The organism is Polaribacter sp. Hel1_33_78, from assembly GCF_900106075.1.
Classification (GTDB): domain Bacteria; phylum Bacteroidota; class Bacteroidia; order Flavobacteriales; family Flavobacteriaceae; genus Polaribacter.
This window is the reverse complement of sequence record NZ_LT629794.1, coordinates 2,757,159-2,775,897: the sequence shown is the minus strand read 5'-3', so window position 1 is coordinate 2,775,897 and position 18,739 is coordinate 2,757,159. Positions and strand designations below refer to the sequence as shown.

Below are 18,739 nucleotides of genomic sequence, written 5' to 3'. Positions count from 1 at the left end.
TTGTAAAAATAGGGATATAAAATAAAAAACTCCCGAATTAAATTCGAGAGTTTTACAAGTTTTATTTACAATAATGACTACCCAAGGTACGTCATTAAAATTTTACTTCTAGACGTATGTTTTAATCTTCTAATTGCTTTTTCTTTAATTTGACGGACACGTTCTCGAGTTAAATCAAACGTTTCACCAATTTCTTCTAATGTCATTGGTTGGTGTTCTCCTAAACCAAAGTATAGTTTTACAACATCTGCTTCACGCGGCGTTAATGTTTCTAGTGCTCTGTTAATCTCAATTCGTAAAGATTCATGTAATAAAACTTTATCAGGATTTGGAGATTCTCCAGAATTCAATACATCATACAAATTAGAATCTTCTCCTTCAATCAATGGTGCATCCATAGATACGTGACGTCCAGAATTCTTCATAGATTCTTTTACATCATTAACAGTCATGTCTAATTTCTTAGCAATTTCTTCAGCACTTGGTGGGCGCTCATTTTCTTGCTCTAAGAAAGCATACATTTTGTTAATTTTATTGATAGAACCAATTTTATTTAACGGTAAACGTACAATTCTAGATTGTTCTGCTAATGCTTGTAAGATAGATTGACGAATCCACCAAACAGCATAGGATATAAATTTAAAACCTCTCGTTTCATCAAAACGTTTTGCTGCTTTAATTAAACCTAAATTTCCTTCGTTTATTAAATCGGGTAGTGTTAATCCTTGATTTTGATACTGTTTAGCAACAGATACAACAAATCTTAAATTGGCTTTCGTTAATTTTTCTAACGCTCTTTGATCACCAGCTTTAATAAGCTGTGCTAATTCTACTTCTTCATCAGCAGTAATTAAATCTACTTTACCAATTTCTTGTAAATACTTGTCTAATGATGCAGTTTCTCTATTGGTAACCTGCTTGGTGATTTTAAGTTGTCTCATCTAATTCTCTATTACTTTTTAAAGGATTAATGTAATTGCTACAATTCATTATACGTAAGAACTTTTATAAATGTTACAAAAGTTGTAAACTTTTTTATTTTTTTTCTTAAAAGTGACAAATAGCCTTTCCATCGATTCAAAACTACAGTTTATCTTATTTTTTAATACGCACGTGGCTTATTTCTTTCTTTTGTGTATAAAGTAGAACGAATTGTGAAATCTATTAGTGCTTATAACTTTACAGACGAAGAATTGGTTTTTAAAATAGTTGAAACAAATAGTTGTCAATTACTCGCCTTATTGTAGGGTAGGTTTTATAAAGCAATTTATAATAGATGTTATGGTTTTTCTAAAAATAAAGAGGAAGCAGAAGATTTAACACACGATGTTTTTATTCGTTTATTTACAAAACTTAAAACATTTAAAGGAAATTCAAAGTTTTCTACTTGGTTGTATTCGTTTACTTATAATTTTTGTATAAATTATGTGCAAAGAAATGAATATAAGAAGAAAGAAAAAGTGACACTAGTTACAAGTCAAATAAAAGAAGAGGATGCTTCTGAAGATACAGATGATACAAAATTGTTTCAGTTAAAGTCAGAAAAATCAGAAAGAGTATTGGCTTTAATAGCGGCAAAAGAGCGAATGATTCTGTTAATGAAGTATCAAGATGATTTGAGTATTAAAGAAATTTCTGAAAAGTTAGAAATTGGTGAAAGTGCTGTGAAAATGCGTGTAAAGAGAGCTAAGCAAAAAGTTATTTGCTTATATAAAGAATTTTAAATAAGAGTAATTATTTTAAAGAGATTATACCTCAATATGAGGTGTCAGAAGTTATTGAGCCAGGGCGTATTTAATTTAATCAAGTTCCTTAAATAACAAGCTGAATTGTTTCTTATAAAAAACCCAAATATCAAAGCTACCTTTTAAGTAGAAGTATTTGAATTATTAAATTGATTTTTTGTCAAAATTAAAAAATAAAGTAGTTATTCTGATGATAGATTTTTTATGAAGAAAAACAATGAAAAGAAGGCAGTTTGGAGTATGCTTTTTTCTTTAGAATTGACCAAATATTTTTTGGACAACCTATAAGTTATGTCTAAAGGTGCTTTATATTAGATGAATAGTAATTAATCTACTATATTTGCAAAATCTTAGCGCGGTAGTATTTGCTTTTTGTTAAATAAATAGTATTAAAACGTTATTGTTTTAGACATCAACAGCAGGTAAAAAATGAAATGAATCGTGATGGTTTTTAGGCATCATCACTAAATAAGATAATAATAGTTCCTAGTAAGGCATTTACAGGATCTAAAATAGAAGTATGAAGTTTATACTCTATCAAAATTTGATAGGAAGTTGGGGGACTAACTATCATGAGTGATTTTATCACAAAAAAAGAGACCGTTAAACACGGTCTCTTTACTTTTTTATACTATTGATTTATTAAAATAAACCATGAATTTGCGAATCAATTCTATCGATTATATAACCTAGATCTTCTTGATTTGTAACAAAATCTAAATTATCAACATCAATTACTAGTAACTTTCCTTTTTTGTAAGTAGAAATCCAAGCTTCATAGCGCTCATTTAATCTGCTTAAATAGTCAATACTAATTGAGTTTTCATAATCTCTACCTCGTTTATGAATTTGCCCAACTAAAGTAGAAATATCTGCTCTTAAGTAGATTAATAAATCTGGAGGAGAAACCAAGTTTTCCATTAAATCGAACAAAGAACTATAATTATTGTAATCTCTATTGGTCATTAGACCCATTGCATGCAGATTGGGAGCAAAAATATGAGCATCTTCATAAATGGTTCTGTCTTGTATAATATTTTTGCCAGATTCTCTTAATTCTAATATTTGACGAAAACGACTGTTCAAGAAATAAACTTGTAAGTTAAAAGACCAACGCTCCATTTCTGAATAAAAGTCGTCTAAATAAGGATTTTCATCTACAGATTCAAAATGTGGATTCCATTTATAATGTTTGGCTAAAAGTCTAGTTAGTGTGGTTTTACCGGCACCAATATTTCCTGCAATTGCAACGTGCATATTTTAAATATTCTAAAATTAAAACGAGCTATAAAGGTAGTGAAAAATATAGTGCGCAGAAAGACTAACAAATTAATTTATATCCAAAACCTCTAATATTTATAATTTGAATATTTGTATCTTTCTTTAACTTTTTTCTAAGTTTACTAATAAAAACATCCATACTTCTTGCGTTAAAGAAATCATCATTTCCCCAAAGTTTGTTTAGAATAAAAGTTCTATCTAAAACTTCATTTTTCTTTTCAAAAAGATAAAAAAGTAGTTGTGCTTCTCTATGCGTAAGTTGCTCAATTTCTAAAGAATTTTGAAGTGTTTGCTTGGTTAGGTTAAAGGAATAATTACCTATTTTAATGGCATCAACATTCGTTTTAATTTCAATTCTATTTAATAAAGATTTGATTCTCACAATTAATTCTTCCATAGAAAAAGGCTTTTTTAAATAATCATTTCCTCCATGATTAAAACCTTCCAATACATCTGAAGTTTGCGATTTTGCTGTTAAAAAGATAATAGGAATTTTTTTGTTTTCTAATCTAATTTCTTTTGCTAATGTAAAACCATCTTTTAAAGGCATCATTACATCTAAAACCAAAATATCTGGTTTTTCTTTTTGATATATTTCTGAAGCTATTTCGCCATTTTCTCCATGAAAGACAATAAAGTCTCTTGATTCTAAACTCTCTTTTACAATCATTCCTAAACTAGCCTCATCTTCTGCTAAAAGCACTTTTATTTTATTCATTAGAAATCGTTATTTTAAAAATAGTTTGTTTCTTATCCGAAGAAATAGAAATACTACCTTCATGTTTTTCAATGATTTTTTTGCAATAATACAGACCAATTCCGAAACCTTTAATATCATGCGTGTTTCCTTTAGGAACTCTGTAAAATTTATCAAATATTTTTTCTTGTTGATTTTTTTCAATGCCAACTCCGTTATCAGCTACTGTAATTTCTATCGAGTTTAAAGTTGAGTTTATATTTATTTCAATTTTATCACCTCCATACTTTACAGCATTATCAATCAAATTAGAAATCACATTTTCGAAATGAAAAACATCAACATTTGCATAACAAGGTTGCAAGTTTGTAGAAAATGAAAGTTCCTTTTTATGGGTTAATATTTGATGTTTAGAAACCAATCTTTCTGCCAGATCAATTAGATCAATACTTTCTTTTTTGAGTGCTAATTGTTCACTGTCTAACATGGCTGTTTCTAATAATTTTTCAACCATTTGATGTAGTTTATTTATCTGAATAGAGGACAAGGAAAGATATTTATGCGTCTTTTCTCTATCTTCTAAAACATTAAAATTTTTAATTGCTTCAATAGCTGCAGAAATAGTAGCAATAGGAGTTTTAAACTCATGCGTGATATTGCTTATCAAGTCGTTTTTAATGGTAGCTAATTCTTTTTGTTGATTGATAATTTTTAGTAAATAAAACAAAGAAGAAATTACAGCTAAAGACAATAAAAGTGATAGAGTAATACCAAAAAAACTTCTTTTTAAAACCTCTGATTTTATATGGTTATAGCGTAATTTAATTTCTTCATTTTTCTTTACATAGGTGGATTTTGAGGAGACACTTTTTGTGAATTTTTTAATAGGTAAAGAATCGTTAGAGGCATAAAAGAGCGTGTCATTTTTTAAATGATTAATTTTATAATCTATCGGAATTTTCTTTTCTAAAAGCTGATTTTTAATCAAAGAATCTAATTCTTTATAAATGATTGCATTCGATGTTATGGAGAAAAAAATAGGTTTTAATTTCTTAATTAATTGTAAACTATCAGCATTTTTTTTACTTGTAAAATTTTTTATTTTGGTTGCAATTTTTGAAGCTTTCTCCTCTGTTTGTGCTTTTATTTTAGGTTTGTCATTAAAGAGTTCTTTAAAGTGTGTTACCATCGAGTCTTTCTGGACTTTTGTGAAATTTTCATCCAAATTAATAGAAATATTTTCTATAGTAAAACTAGGTTTAATTTCATGAGATTTTACAGAGTCTTTCATTTTAGCTAAATTGGTGTCTTTTGAAAACATCTCCAAATTAATATTGTCGGTGAGGAAGCTATCGCCTGATTCTGGTTGTAAACCTATAATTGTGGTAAATTTATTTTTAGCAATTTTAGCATAATATTCTTCAATTGCATTATCTAAACTTAATTGAATTTCATTGGTGACTAAACGCTTGTTTTCTTTGTAATTCTTGTAATTCCAATAAGCTTGTACTGTAATTGTAGTAATAATTGTAATTACAATTAAATAGAGAATCCATCTATGTTTTTGCGTATTCATACTTCAAAGGTAATTTCTTTTTTTAATAAATAGAAGGCGTTAACAATCGTTAACGTTCGTTAACTAAGAAAAGGTTCTTTATGTAAGATATTTGCAGTGTATAATTTAAACACTATAGTTATGAAACAATTTTTTACAATTACATTTTTACTAGCTTGTTTTTCTATTTCTTCTCAAGAGACTACTTTTAAAGCAGATAAAGAGGGAAGTAAATTTACAATACATACTATTAAATATGCTGTCAGTTCTCAGGAAGAGTTAAAAGCTATTAATTGGAATGACATGAAAGAAATTTTTAAAGAAAATAAACCAGAAGATTTAATTGAGTTTGTTTTTGAGGTTGATTTACCGGAATCTAAAAATAAATTCAAATCTTCTATGAAAGTAAGTGGGGAAACAAAAAATATTGATTCTTTGATTCATAAGATGAAAAAAGGAGCAAAAGCAATTTCTAAATTAGTATCAAACAATAAATAATATATCTTATGAAAGTAAAATTATCCGTTTTAATCGTTTTAATTTCTCTTGCAGCAAATGCTCAAAATTTTGAGGGAAAAGCCATTTATAAAACAAGCATTAAATCTTCTTTTTCGTTTGGTGAAGATGAAAAATCAACGATGTCTGATGACATGAAAAAACAAATTCAGGCGAGATTACAAAAAATGAATCAGAAAACTTTTATTTTAAATTTTGATCAAAAAACGTCAACCTACAAAGAAGACATAAGGTTAGATGCTCCAAAACCTCAAGTGGGCGGAGCCGGGGTTATGTTGATGTCTTTTGGTGGTGCTGGAAATGGTAGTGTCTATTTCAAAAATATTAAGGAGAAACGTTTTTCGAATCAAACAGAAATTATGGGAAAACGTTTTTTAGTGAAAGACAAACTTACGGAGTACGAATGGGAATTGTCATCAGAAACAAAAAATATTGGAAATTATACTTGTTACAAAGCGACGTTTACAGAAGAAGTAGAAAATGTTAGAATGACTTTTGATAATGGTGAAAGTAAAGAAGAAAAAAAGAAAGAAAAGATAATTACAACTGCTTGGTATACATTACAAGTGCCTATTAGCAACGGCCCTGGAAATTACCAAGGCTTACCCGGTTTAATTTTAGAGATAAATGATGGTAAGAAAACAATTGTATGTACAGAAATTATTTTGAACCCTGCAGATAAAATTAAGCTTCAAGAACCGGAAAAAGGCAAGGTTGTTTCACAAAAAAAATATGATGAAATTCAAAAAGAAAAAACAAAAGAAATGATGGAACGTTATAGAAGTAGAGATGGAAAAGGAATCGAAATAAAAATTGGAGGGTAATATTTTTGTGAAATGTTTAATTTTTATGCAAATTCATTAAACTTTTAAGTTTTTTTTAAGTCTTAGGGTTAGTTTTTAAGATTACTTTTGAAGAAAAATAAAATAAAAGAATATGAAATTACTATTTACATTCCTATTAGCAATGGTTACTGTTACAACATTTGCTCAAAAAGACTTTCAAGGAAAAGCTACATATATGTCTAAAACTACCATGGACATGAATCGATTTGGCGAAAAAATGAGCGAGCAGCAGAAGAAACAAATGATGGCTCGTTTTAAGAATTTTTTAGAAAAAAACTATACATTAAGTTTCAATAAAACAGAATCTTCTTTTAAAGAGGATGTGAAATTAGATGCTCCTGGAACCGCTGGACGTAGATGGGGTAATAATAATGGTCAAGGGTCTATTTACAAAAACCTTAAAGATCGCGAAATGATTGAAGATGTAGAGCAATTTAGTAAACGATTTTTGGTGGTTGAGAAGATGGATCAACCAAAATGGGAAATGGGAATGGAAACAAAGAAAATTGGCCAATATACTTGCTATAAAGCAACGATGGTAAAAGTAGATAACAAAGTAGATTGGGGAAAAATGTTTAGTAGAAGAGGAAACAGTAAAAAGAAAGATTCTACAGAAACAGTTGATAAAAAAGAAGATGTAAAAATGTTAGCAGTAACGGCATGGTACACTCCTCAAATTCCTGTAAGCTCAGGACCAGGAACTTATTTTGGTTTACCAGGTTTAATTTTAGAAATAAATGAGGGAAGAACAACGATGTTGTGCACAGAAATTGTAATGAATCCAGCAGAAACAATAGAGATTAAGAAACCAACCAAGGGTAAGGAAGTTAACAGAGAAGAATACAACAAAATTGTAAAAAAGAAATCGGAAGAAATTAGAGAACAATTTAAAAGTAGAGGAAGAGGTGGAAGAAGATTCTAGTAACTCTAAATTAATCTGACTAAACTTAATCATTATCATATGAAAAAAATTATACTTATTACCATTTTTATGGTGTCTTGGGTTTCAACTGCTCAAATTAATTTAAGGGGTGTTGTGAAAGATTCTATTGGAAGTCCTTTAGAAATGGCAAATGTAATTGCACTAGATACAGTTGCGAAAAGAATTGCTTCCTTCGGTTTTACAGGTGCCAAGGGAAATTTTAAATTGGATTTGAGAAATAATACAGTTTATAACATTAAAATTAGTTACATAGGTTATAAGGAAGTTAGCACATTTATTACGACCAAAGAAACTAACATTTCTCAGAGTTTTAACATGGTCGAAGATAAAATGTTAGACGGTATTACTATTGTTTCTAAAATGCCAGTTACTGTTAAAGGAGATACGATAATTTATAATGCGGATTCCTTTAAAAATGGTTCTGAACGAAAGTTGGAAGATGTATTAAAAAAATTACCGGGAGTAGAAGTAAATGATGCTGGTGAAATTGAAGTTGAAGGAAAAGTTGTTGAAAAAATAATGGTGGATGGAAAAGAATTTTTTAGTGGTGATACTAAATTAGCCTCTAAGAATATTCCTTCTAATGCAGTAGACAAAATTCAGGTATTAAGAAATTATTCAAATGTAAATCAACTTAGTGGTGTTCAAAACAATCAAGATAGGGTTGCTATTAATATCAAATTAAAAGAAGGTAAAAAGAATTTTTGGTTTGGAGATGTAACTTTAGGTGCAGGAAATTCTTCCGATGATGGCTTATATCTTTTTCAACCGAAATTGTTCTACTACACTCCTAAATATACGATCAATGTTATTGGAGATGTAAATAATATTGGAGATGTTGTTTTAAGCAGAAGAGATGTAAGAAGTTTTGGAGGAGGCTTTCAAAGTCAAAGTCCATCGAATGGAACAAACATTAATATTGCAGATGCGGGTATTGGTTTTTTAAATGCCAGCGCCAGAAACGCAAATAGAATTGAAACTAAATTATCTGCACTAAATTTCAGTTATTCTCCCAATAAAAAATTAGATTTAAGTGGTTTCTTAATTTGGTCTGGTAATAGTAGCGGACAAAGAAATATTAATTCTATAGATTATATAGATCCCAATACTCCAGATGATCTAGTTGATAATACAACAGATCAAACAAGTAATACGGGTTTATTTCGTTTTAGTTCAATTTATAAAAAAGACTTTAACAATCAATTAAATTATGATATTACCGGTCGTTTTTCAAATGAATTTAAAACTGAAGATATAAATTCTCGCGTTTTAAGTGACATAACAGAAACTGAAAGAGCGACGCCATTTAAAATAAATCAAAATTTAAGCTATTTTTATACGGCAAGTGAAAAAAGTATCTTCGCTTTAGAAGTGAAACATTTACTGCAAGATGAAGATCCGTTTTATGTAGCTTCATTAGAAAATGATCCAAATAATAATGATGCCATAAATCCTGAAGATAGAGATGGTTTTGATGATGCAGCCTCAACTTTAGGCTTAGATAGGTCTAATATGTTTTATAATTTAGAACAAGATAGACGTGTAAAATCAAATCAATTAGATGCAAAATTAGATTATTATTATATTTTAAATACAAAAAGTAATTTAAACTTTGTAGCTGGTACTATTTTGAGTACACAAAATTTTAATTCTAGATTTTTTCAAATTTTAGATAATGGTATTGAGTTAGATCCAAACCCTACAATTCCTGGAATCAATGATGCACAATCTACAAACGATACAGAATATAACTTTACAGATATCTATGCTGGATTGAGATATCGTTTAAAAGCTGGTATTTTTACGATTACACCTGGTTTTACAATCCATTCTTATAATTCAAAAAACACACAATATGGGACAGAATTTTTTCAAGATAAATTTGCTAAATTTTTGCCAGAATTTGAAGTTATTGCCCAGTTTAAAAGAAGCGAAAGTTTAAATTTTAGCTATAAACAAGAGGTTAATTTTACAGATGTAAACCAAATAGCAAGAGGTATTGTTGCCAATAGTTACAACTCTTTCTTTGCTGGAAACGCTGATTTAATAAATGCTAGTTTTCATAATTTGACATTAAGATATTCGAGTTTTAATCTATTTAATGCAAGTAATGTTTTTGCAAGAATAAATTATAGAAAAACTGCTGATCAAGTAAATAGAAATACCATTTTTGCACCAGGTTCCGTAGTTTCAAGTAGTACGAGTATCAATTCACCTTTGGATAATGAAAGTTTAACCGCTTTCTTTGGTCTTGGTAAAACCATTAAAAAGGTTAGAATGAGATTAGGAGGTAATTTCTCCTATAACAAAAGCTATCAATTTATTAACTCTAGAGAAAATACGAACGAAAATATATCAAAAGGTTTGAATGCGAGTATTGGTACAAATTTTACAAAAGCTCCAAATGTAACATTTAGATACAGAGTTAATTTTGCAGACCAAAGTAATAGTGCTAGATCTGCAGATGTAAAATCTATAACGCATGTGCCATCTATAAATTTTGATGCATATATCTGGAATTCTTTAACAGTTCGTTCAGATTTTTCTTATAACGAAACGAGGCAAGAAGGAAATGTGCTTAATTTATTTAAAATTTGGAATGCGAAGCTAGCCTATAGAAAAAATAAAGATGCAAAATGGGAATATGAATTGGTTGGAAGTAATTTATTAGCAACAGGTTCTCAAGCTTCTGTAAATCAAAGTATTATTTCGTTTAACGTAAACGAAAGATTTATTTTGCCAAGATATGTTAGTCTTAGAGTGAGATATCAATTATAACATAATAGAACTTAGTTTTTTAAAATGGCTCAAGAAATTGAGCCATTTTTTATTTACTTTAGCAGCATGAGTTTATTAGCATCAAAATCTTCTTTTTACGCAACTTCTAAGAGTTTAGGAGCTCTTTATTTGTTCATACTTTTTGGATTATTTTTAGATAGTTTCTATATGCTAGAAATTACTGAGGATGCTCAAATTTATGCTAATATTAGTATGTTTATTGGCTTTTTAATTACTTTTTGGAAAGTAAATAGAAGGGTAAAAGAGCAAATGATTTCTGCTGTAATTATCGCAATTATAGGGGAGTATTTGTTTTCAATAGTTTTAGGAATGTACACCTATAGATTAGAAAATGTGCCACACTATGTACCTCCAGGTCATGCTTTAGTCTATGTAGCTGTTTTATATTTCTCCAAAGCAAAATCAATTATAAAAAATAGAATAAAAATAGAGCGGTTTTTGGCAATTTTCATTTTTATCTATGCGACTGTTTTCCTGGTTTTTAAAAATGATGTGTTTGGTTTTGTAATGACAATAGCAACTCTTTTTATTCTAAGAAAAAAACCAAGAGAGCGTTTATTTTATTTAACCATGTATATTTCAGTTGCTTATTTAGAAATTATTGGTACTCATTATTTGTGTTGGGAATGGCCAGCCACAGCTTGGGGAGTTTTTGATTTTTTACCAAGTCATAATCCACCAAGTGGCATTAGTTTTTTCTATTTTTTATTAGATTTAGGAACTTTGTGGTTATATAAACAACGTCATAAAATTGCTTGGTCTAGAATGAAGATTATTAGAAAAATAAGATTAAATGATTCAAATTCTATAGACTAAAAGCAGCATAGATTCGTTATCAATATAATTTAAACTACACTTATTAAATGTCTATTAAAGTAACTTCAGTTTCTAAAATTTATAAAACACAAAAAGCATTAGATAATGTGTCCTTTTCGGCGAATAAAGGAGAAGTTATTGGTTTTTTAGGTCCAAATGGAGCAGGGAAATCGACCATGATGAAAATTCTTACTGGTTTTATAAAACCAAATGCTGGGGAAGTATTTGTTGATGAAATTGATGTGCTGCAAAACCCTTTAGAAGCCCAAAAAATAATAGGGTATTTACCAGAACACAATCCTTTATATAGAGATATGTATGTGCGAGAATATTTGCAATTTTTGGCTACTATTTTTAAAGTTGATAAAAGCCAAATTGCAAGCTGTATAGAGAGGGTCGGTTTAACTTCAGAAGCTCACAAGAAAATAAATCAATTATCAAAAGGATATCAGCAAAGAGTTGGTTTGGCTGCTGCTATTTTACACAATCCAAAAGTATTAATTTTAGATGAACCAACAACAGGTTTAGATCCTAATCAACTAGTTGAAATTAGAGCATTAATAAAAGAATTGGGAAAAGATAAAACGGTCTTGTTTTCTACACATATTATGCAAGAAGTAGAATCCGTTTGCGATAGAGTTCTCATCATTAAAAAAGGTAAGATTATGATTGATAAGAAGCTCTCAGAGCTCCAAGAAAATAAGCAACAAACCATAGATGTTACCTTTGATAATAAAATTCAAGAACAGTGGATTAATAAATTACCAAATGTAGTTTCTTATAAAAATAACTACGACAATAATTGGTGTATTACTTTTGAGAGTGAAGAAGATATGCGTCCAAAAGTATTTGATTTTTCGCAAGAAAACGGACTTAAAATTCTTGGTTTAAATACACAAAATAAGACTTTAGAAACCTTGTTTAGAGAAATTACTGCATAGGTTTTTTTTCAATTTTTTTCGCAAGAAGCTGGGGGCTAAAAAAAAATCTGTAGTGAATATTTAATTTATTAAATATTCATACGCTTCTAACAACGTGGGGAAAACTAAAACACTTCCAGCTTTTGTAAGTTCTTCTTTCGAATATTGTGTTAAAATTCCAATAGGAATCATGCCTGCTAATTTTGCAGCTTCTGTTCCTGTTAAGCTATCTTCAAAAACCCAGATATCTTTAAAATTATTTGTATGAAATCCTAATGCTTTCGCTAACGTAATATATGCTTCTGGAGAAGGTTTTGGTTTTTCATAATCTTCCACACCAAAAACGGTCGTAAAGTTCAACTTCAAATGATGAACACTATTCTTTAAAAACTGCTTTGTAGCATTACTCGCAATTCCGTAAGGAATGTTTTCTTTTGCTAGAAACTGCGTAAATTCATGAACTCCAGGCAGTAATTTTGGTAAAGTAAAGTGCACATCTAAATGTTTATCCTTGAGAAAAAATAATTCTTCAGTATGTTGTTTTTTGCCAATAACACTGCAAAAATATTCTGAAATGATCATAGGAGATTTTCCCGCACAACTTTTTGGGAATGTGGCTATTTCCTTACCAAATAATTCTTTAAAAGCAGAAGTCCAAGCCGAATAATGACTCTCAAAACTATCTACGATTACACCATCAAAATCAAATAAAAATCCTTTTGGGTTCATTAGTTATTTGTTTTTTCGTTGAATAATTTCGTTAAATATGGGTTTAAAAATTTATTAGTTGGATCTAATTTTTTTCTTAAAAGTTTAAAATCTTGCCATTTGTAATAAATTTTAGACAATTCAGCATCTTTGGCTACAAAACGTTTTCCCCAATGAGGTTTTCCGCCATATTTTAGAAAAATGTTCTCAATACTTTTAAAAGCTTCATACGTGTCTGCGGTAGCTGCATTTCTTGAAACACATCCCATTGTAACCGTATCTTTTCCATAAGCATAGCTTAACCAAGATTTGTCTTTATACACAAAACGGATATCCATAGGAATATGAATAAAGGATTTATTACTCCATTTATTAATTTCAGTTTTTAATTCTTCAAACACTTTTGGAAATGTATCCAAACCAATGGTCCATTCTGCTAATTCTAAAGTAGAACCTCTAGATTTAGTAACCGTAGCTTGGTATAATGAGCCTTTATGTTCTTTCGTTGCGCTAAAAAAACCTCTATATAGAAGTTTATTGGCAATGGCTGTTATCCAAGGAAAAATATGTGTGTATTTATATAATATTTTAGAAGCTTTTCTTCGGTGCTTTAGGTATTTAGGCCCCAGATCTTCTATAATTTCTGTATTGGAATCAATTTTATCACCCGTAATTACGTAGCCTTTATCTGTGTGAGGAAGCCATAGAATTCTTAAGAAATCATGCTGTTTTAAACGCTCTTTAATTTTAGGTAACCATTCGCTATCGTCTTCTGGACCTTCTTTTATATGCAATGTGTAAAGAGATTCGCATTTAAAAGTAATTTCAGACATCACGCCTAAAACGCCCAGAGAAACTCTAACGGCATCTGTTAGTTCATCTTCCTCATTAATCTTTTTAACAGTACCATCTGCTAAAACAAGACTACATTCAGTCATGTATTCACACAATAATTTTCCACTTGTACCATGGGTTCCTGTTGCCAAAGCGCCACCAATAGTAATTGTATTAATGTCAGGTAAACATGGAATACACCAACCTTTTGCTTCTATAGCTTCCAGTAAATCGCCTAAGATGAGTCCAGACTGCACAGTAATGGTGCGTTCTGAATCGTTATAGGATAAAATTTTATTATAGGTAGTAATGTCCACTAAAGTCTCAGTACCAGACGCAATATCAGCCGAAGATTGCTTGGTTCCAAAAAAACGAATTTTTTCTGATTTTTTTATGATTTGCTGCAATTCATCTTCAGAGGTAATTTTATAAAGAGATTTGTATTTGTAACTTATATTTTCGTTCCAGCTCTGCCAGACACCACTTTTTTCTTGTTTCATTTAATTTCTAAAATTGGATGCAAAAATAAATAAACCTCTTTCTTAAAAACAACTAGTTTTACTTTACCTTGTTAATTAGAATCAATTTAATTTAAAATTAATTTGTTGGCTTTTTAGAGTTGCTAGCAATTCATTCGAAATTTTAACTTTGGTGTTTCGGCTAGGTAAACTGACTTCAATTTTTTCTTTAGCATCCCAAATTGTGAAATTTAAAGATTGTTTACCAGGATTATTTTTTAGAATAGTTTCAAGATTTAGGATGGTATCTTCCTTAATTTCTTGTAGTTGAATTCTTATAGTTACTTTTTTACAGAGTTCATCCATAATATCATGTAACAGTTTGAAATCTGTAAATTTTAAACGAGGTTCTCCTTTAATACCCTCTTTATTCGTCCATCCTGGTTGAATTGTACAACGGACAAATAAGAACGAATTCGGGGTCAAAAAGTGTTTCATTCTTAAATAATCTTCACCAAAAATTCTGAATTCGTTACTATCTCCGTAATCTTCCATTGTAAACATAGCCCAACCTTTACCTGCCTTAGATACTCGATGTTGAACATCTGTAATGATAGCTGCAAAAGTTAAGTTTACGCCTTCATATTTGCTAAGATCTTCTTTAAAATGTTTTAAGGTTGCATTACAAAAAATCATTTCATTCTTAAAATCATCTAAAGGATGTGCGGAAATATAAATACCAATTACTTCTTTTTCTTGAGATAAAAGCTCCATATTTCCCCAGGTTTCACATGCTGGAATGTCTGGTTCTGGAAATTGAATGTTAGAGGCTTCTCCAAACATAGATACTTGAGCAGAATTTTCGTTTTCTTGGTATTTACTTCCAAATTTCATAGACCGTTCTAAAAAGGTCATGCCTTTTTCGTCTACGGCAAAATATTGCGCTCTATGTGTATCTGAAAAAGAATCAAAAGCACCTGCTTTTATTAAACTATCAAAAGATTTTTTATTGGCAGCTCTTAAATCTACTCGTTTTGCCAAATCAAAAATAGAAGTATAATTTCCATTTTCTTTTCTTTCTTTGATAATGGCTCTCACGGCAGATGCACCAACTCCTTTTACCGCTGCCATTCCAAAACGAACAGCGCCTTCATTATTTACAGAAAATTTTAAGTATGATTCATTTAAATCTGGACCTAAAACAGCTAAGCCCATGCGTTTACATTCTTCCATGAAAAACGAAACGGATTTAATATCGTTCATATTATTAGAAAGTACAGAAGCCATATATTCAGCAGGGTAATGTGCTTTTAAATAAGCTGTTTGGTAGGCAATCCATGCATAACAAGTAGAGTGCGATTTGTTAAAAGCATAACTGGCAAAGGCTTCCCAATCTTTCCAGATTTTCTCTAATTTTTCTGCATCATGACCATTTGCAGCAGCTTGTTCTACAAATTTAGGCTTCATTTTGTCTAGAACCGCAATTTGTTTTTTACCCATTGCTTTACGCAGAACATCGGCTTCACCTTTTGTGAAATCTGCTAATTTTTGCGAGAGTAACATTACTTGCTCCTGATAGACTGTAATTCCGTAGGTTTCTGCTAGATATTCTTCCATGGCAGGTAAGTCATATTCGATATCTTCTGTTCCGTGTTTTCTGTTGATAAAAGACGGAATATATTCCATTGGCCCTGGTCTGTACAATGCATTCATTGCAATTAAATCTGCAAAAACTGTTGGTTTTAAAGAACGCATGTGTTTTTGCATTCCGGGAGATTCATATTGAAAAATACCAACAGTTTCTCCTTTTTGAAAAAGTTCATAGGTTTTTTCGTCATCTAGAGGAAAATTTTCGGGATCTAAATCAACATTATGCTTTGCTTTTACAATTTTTACCGTATCCTTAATTAAAGTCAATGTTTTTAATCCTAAGAAATCCATTTTCAACAAACCTGCAGACTCTACCACAGAGTTATCAAATTGAGTAACATACATGTCAGAATCCTTTGCCAAAGCAACCGGTACATAGTTGGTAATATCACTAGGCGTGATAATAACACCACAGGCATGAATTCCCGTATTTCTCACAGAACCCTCTAAAATAGTAGCTTTATTTATGGTTTCTGCCGCTAAATCGCTTCCGTAAGAAATGTTCTTTAATTCTTCCACAAGTTGTTTTTCTTCAGCTCTAAGACCTGCAACTTTTCCTTTACTTTTTGCATCCTCACCAAAAATATTTTTTAGTTTGATAAGCGGAATTAGCTTTGCAATTTTATCGGCTTCAAAAAGTGGTAAATCTAAAACTCTGGCGGTATCTCTAATAGATGATTTTGCAGCCATGGTTCCGTAGGTAATAATTTGAGCAACCTGATTGGCACCATATTTATTAATTACATAATCCATGACTCTTCCGCGGCCTTCGTCATCAAAATCAATATCAATATCTGGCATGGAAACACGTTCTGGATTTAAGAAACGCTCAAAAAGTAAGTCATATTTAATGGGATCAATATTGGTTATCCACAGACAAAAAGCAACTACAGAACCTGCAGCTGATCCACGTCCTGGGCCAACAGCCACATCCATATTTCTTGCCTCTCGTATAAAATCTTCCACAATTAAAAAATAACCAGGGTATCCTGTTTTTTCAATTACGGAAAGCTCAAAATCTAATCGTTCTTTGATAGAATCTGTGATTTCACCATACCGTTTTTTAGCACCTACAAAAGTTAAGTGTTTTAAAAAATTATTCTCTCCACGTTTTCCTTCATCTTCTTCATCTTTTGCGTCTTTAAATTCGTCCGGAATATCAAAGGCAGGTAATAAAACATCACGGGCCAATGTGAAAATTTCAATCTTATCTACAATTTCTTGAATATTTATAATGGCTTCAGGTAGATCTGCAAAGAGTGTTTTCATCTCTGCTGTAGACTTAAAGTAATACTCATCGTTTGGCAAACCGTATCTGTAACCACGACCTTTTCCTTTAGGTGTAGCTTGTTTTTCACCGTCTTTTACACATAATAAAATATCGTGTGCATTAGAGTCTTTTTGCTCTAAATAAAAGGTGTTATTTGTGGCAACGATTTTAATATCATGATTTTTAGAAAACTTTAATAAGGTTTCATTTACAATTTTTTCATCTTGTTGGTTATGACGCATCAACTCAATATAAAAATCGTCTTTAAATTCCTCTTTCCACCAAAGTAGTGCGTCTTCAGCTTGTTTTTCTCCAAGATTTAAAATTTTACTCGGCACCTCACCGAATAAATTTCCAGTTAAAACAATAATATCCTCTTTGTATTTTTTGATAATTTCTCTATCAATTCTCGGAACATAGTAAAAACCATCTACAAAAGCAATAGAAGACATTTTTGCTAAATTGTGATATCCTTTTTTGTTTTTTGCTAATAAAACAACTTGATAGCCATTGTCCTTCTGCGATTTATTTTTATGATCTTCACAAACATTAAACTCGCAACCAACAATAGGTTTCATTGGAGTCTCTGCTGTTTTGTTATGATTTAAAATAGCGCTTACAAAATGAAAAGAAGCCATCATGTTTGCAGTATCTGTCATAGCAACTGCTGGCATATTGTCTTTTGCAGCAGCCTTTACAATATTGCCAATTTGCATGGTAGATTGCAAAACCGAAAATTGCGTATGATTGTGTAAATGTGAAAACTGTACATTTTCTAATGCAGCTAAACCATCAGAAGTAGATTTTGTAGTTGCTGTATTTTTTAATTTTTCAAGACGTTTGCGAATTTTATCGCTTTCTTTTTTAAGGTTGATGTGTTTTAATCCAATAACCTGAATTGGTTTAGGATTGGCTTCAGAGAAATTTTTGAAATACGATGCATCAACATCTAATTGTTCTTTTGTGAATTCTCTTAAACGAATTAATTCTAAAAAACAGCGAGTTGTTGCTTCAACATCGGCAGTTGCATTGTGCGCTTCACCAAAACCAGCACCAAATAAATGGGTATGTAATTCTGTTAATGTTGGTAATTTAAATTTTCCTCCACGACCTCCAGGAATCTGACACATGAATGCTGTTTTTTCTGTACAAGTGTCCAAAATTGGAAGTGATGTAAGTTTGTTTTCAACACCTAATCTATGGAACTCACATCCCATAATATTCAAATCGAAATTTAAATTCTGACCAACAATAAAGGTTGTTTTTTCTAAAGCTTCGTTAAATAATTGTAAACCTTCGTCTAAAGAAATTCCTTGTTCTTCAGCTAATTCCGTAGAAATTCCATGAATTCTCTCTGCGTCATAAGGAATGTTGAAATTATCTGGTTTTATTAGAAAATCGTTGTGTTCTAATACAATCCCCATTTCATCATGCAATTGCCAGGCAATTTGAACGCATCTTGGCCAGTTATCTGTATCTGTAATAGGGGCGTTCCAACTTTTTGGTAAACCTGTAGTTTCGGTATCGAAAATTAAATACATGAAAAAAGTTTATTTATGGATGATTTTGTTCGTTTAAAAGTAACTGTAAATTTACATTTTTTTGAAGAGATTTTACTTGGAAGTTATTAACTATTGTTGATTGTTTATCTGCAAGGGCATTAGGGATTGAATAGCCTGTTTGAGCTCTTTTTTTTATACTG

General features: G+C 30.5%; 14 protein-coding genes and 1 pseudogene. 7 read left to right on the top strand and 8 right to left on the bottom strand.

The genetic code is table 11. The features are described from left to right. Window positions 1–77: 77 nt before the first annotated feature. Window positions 78–941 (bottom strand): RNA polymerase sigma factor RpoD/SigA, encoded by an 864-nt coding sequence (locus tag BLT88_RS12045; RefSeq protein WP_036783327.1) that lies wholly within the window; start codon window positions 939–941, stop codon window positions 78–80. A 321-nt stretch (window positions 942–1,262) separates the two neighbouring features. On the opposite strand from BLT88_RS12045, the pseudogene BLT88_RS12040 reads away from it, so the two are divergent. After that, window positions 1,263–1,724 (top strand): annotated as a pseudogene (locus BLT88_RS12040) (RNA polymerase sigma factor); the annotation flags it as partial. Between the two features lie 472 nt (window positions 1,725–2,196). Here the strand turns inward: BLT88_RS12040 and BLT88_RS14440 are convergent. The 4 genes from BLT88_RS14440 to BLT88_RS12025 all read right to left on the bottom strand — a co-directional run bounded on the left by BLT88_RS14440 (window position 2,197) and on the right by BLT88_RS12025 (window position 5,299). Then, a complete protein-coding gene (locus tag BLT88_RS14440; RefSeq protein WP_301071999.1) occupies window positions 2,197–2,319 on the bottom strand; it encodes a hypothetical protein in 123 nt (40 codons plus the stop codon). Between the two features lie 68 nt (window positions 2,320–2,387). Then, window positions 2,388–3,002 (bottom strand): deoxynucleoside kinase, encoded by a 615-nt coding sequence (locus tag BLT88_RS12035; RefSeq protein ID WP_036783334.1) that lies wholly within the window; start codon window positions 3,000–3,002, stop codon window positions 2,388–2,390. A 64-nt stretch (window positions 3,003–3,066) separates the two neighbouring features. After that, a complete protein-coding gene (locus BLT88_RS12030) occupies window positions 3,067–3,744 on the bottom strand; it encodes a response regulator transcription factor (RefSeq protein WP_091955014.1) in 678 nt (225 codons plus the stop codon). Further along, window positions 3,737–5,299, bottom strand: a complete 1,563-nt coding sequence (locus BLT88_RS12025; protein WP_091955012.1) for a sensor histidine kinase KdpD — start codon at window positions 5,297–5,299, stop codon at window positions 3,737–3,739. Before BLT88_RS12025 ends, BLT88_RS12030 begins: the two co-directional genes overlap by 8 nt. A 120-nt stretch (window positions 5,300–5,419) precedes the next feature. On the opposite strand from BLT88_RS12025, the gene BLT88_RS12020 reads away from it, so the two are divergent. The 6 genes from BLT88_RS12020 (at window position 5,420) to gldA (ending at window position 12,138) form a co-directional block, all read left to right on the top strand. Beyond that, complete coding sequence (locus tag BLT88_RS12020) at window positions 5,420–5,776, top strand: hypothetical protein (protein WP_091955010.1); 357 nt, start codon at window positions 5,420–5,422, stop codon at window positions 5,774–5,776. Window positions 5,777–5,784: 8 nt separating this feature from the next. Continuing rightward, a complete protein-coding gene (locus BLT88_RS12015) occupies window positions 5,785–6,618 on the top strand; it encodes a GLPGLI family protein (RefSeq protein ID WP_091955008.1) in 834 nt (277 codons plus the stop codon). A 112-nt stretch (window positions 6,619–6,730) separates the two neighbouring features. Next, window positions 6,731–7,561, top strand: a complete 831-nt coding sequence (locus BLT88_RS12010) for a GLPGLI family protein (protein ID WP_091955005.1) — start codon at window positions 6,731–6,733, stop codon at window positions 7,559–7,561. Window positions 7,562–7,600: 39 nt separating this feature from the next. Further along, entirely contained in the window at window positions 7,601–10,360 is a 2,760-nt protein-coding gene (locus BLT88_RS12005; RefSeq protein ID WP_091955003.1) for a carboxypeptidase-like regulatory domain-containing protein, read from the top strand. Window positions 10,361–10,426: 66 nt separating this feature from the next. Then, the gene (locus BLT88_RS12000; RefSeq protein ID WP_091955794.1) at window positions 10,427–11,197 is read left to right on the top strand and encodes a hypothetical protein; all 771 of its coding nucleotides are present in this window, start codon (window positions 10,427–10,429) and stop codon (window positions 11,195–11,197) included. A 47-nt stretch (window positions 11,198–11,244) separates the two neighbouring features. Further along, window positions 11,245–12,138: a gliding motility-associated ABC transporter ATP-binding subunit GldA gene (gldA, locus tag BLT88_RS11995; protein WP_091955002.1), complete on the top strand. Its 894-nt coding sequence runs from the start codon at window positions 11,245–11,247 to the stop codon at window positions 12,136–12,138. A gap of 60 nt (window positions 12,139–12,198) precedes the next feature. Here gldA and BLT88_RS11990 read toward each other — a convergent pair whose 3' ends face one another. The 3 genes from BLT88_RS11990 to dnaE form a co-directional block, all read right to left on the bottom strand. Then, window positions 12,199–12,846, bottom strand: coding sequence for an HAD family phosphatase (locus BLT88_RS11990; RefSeq protein ID WP_091955000.1), 648 nt, complete (start codon window positions 12,844–12,846; stop codon window positions 12,199–12,201). Then, on the bottom strand, window positions 12,846–14,159 hold the full coding sequence (locus BLT88_RS11985; RefSeq protein ID WP_091954997.1) for a D-arabinono-1,4-lactone oxidase: 1,314 nt from the start codon (window positions 14,157–14,159) through the stop codon (window positions 12,846–12,848). Before BLT88_RS11985 ends, BLT88_RS11990 begins: the two co-directional genes overlap by 1 nt. Before the next feature lie 81 nt (window positions 14,160–14,240). Continuing rightward, entirely contained in the window at window positions 14,241–18,578 is a 4,338-nt protein-coding gene (gene dnaE / locus BLT88_RS11980; RefSeq protein WP_091954995.1) for a DNA polymerase III subunit alpha, read from the bottom strand. Between the last annotated feature and the right edge of the window lie 161 nt (window positions 18,579–18,739).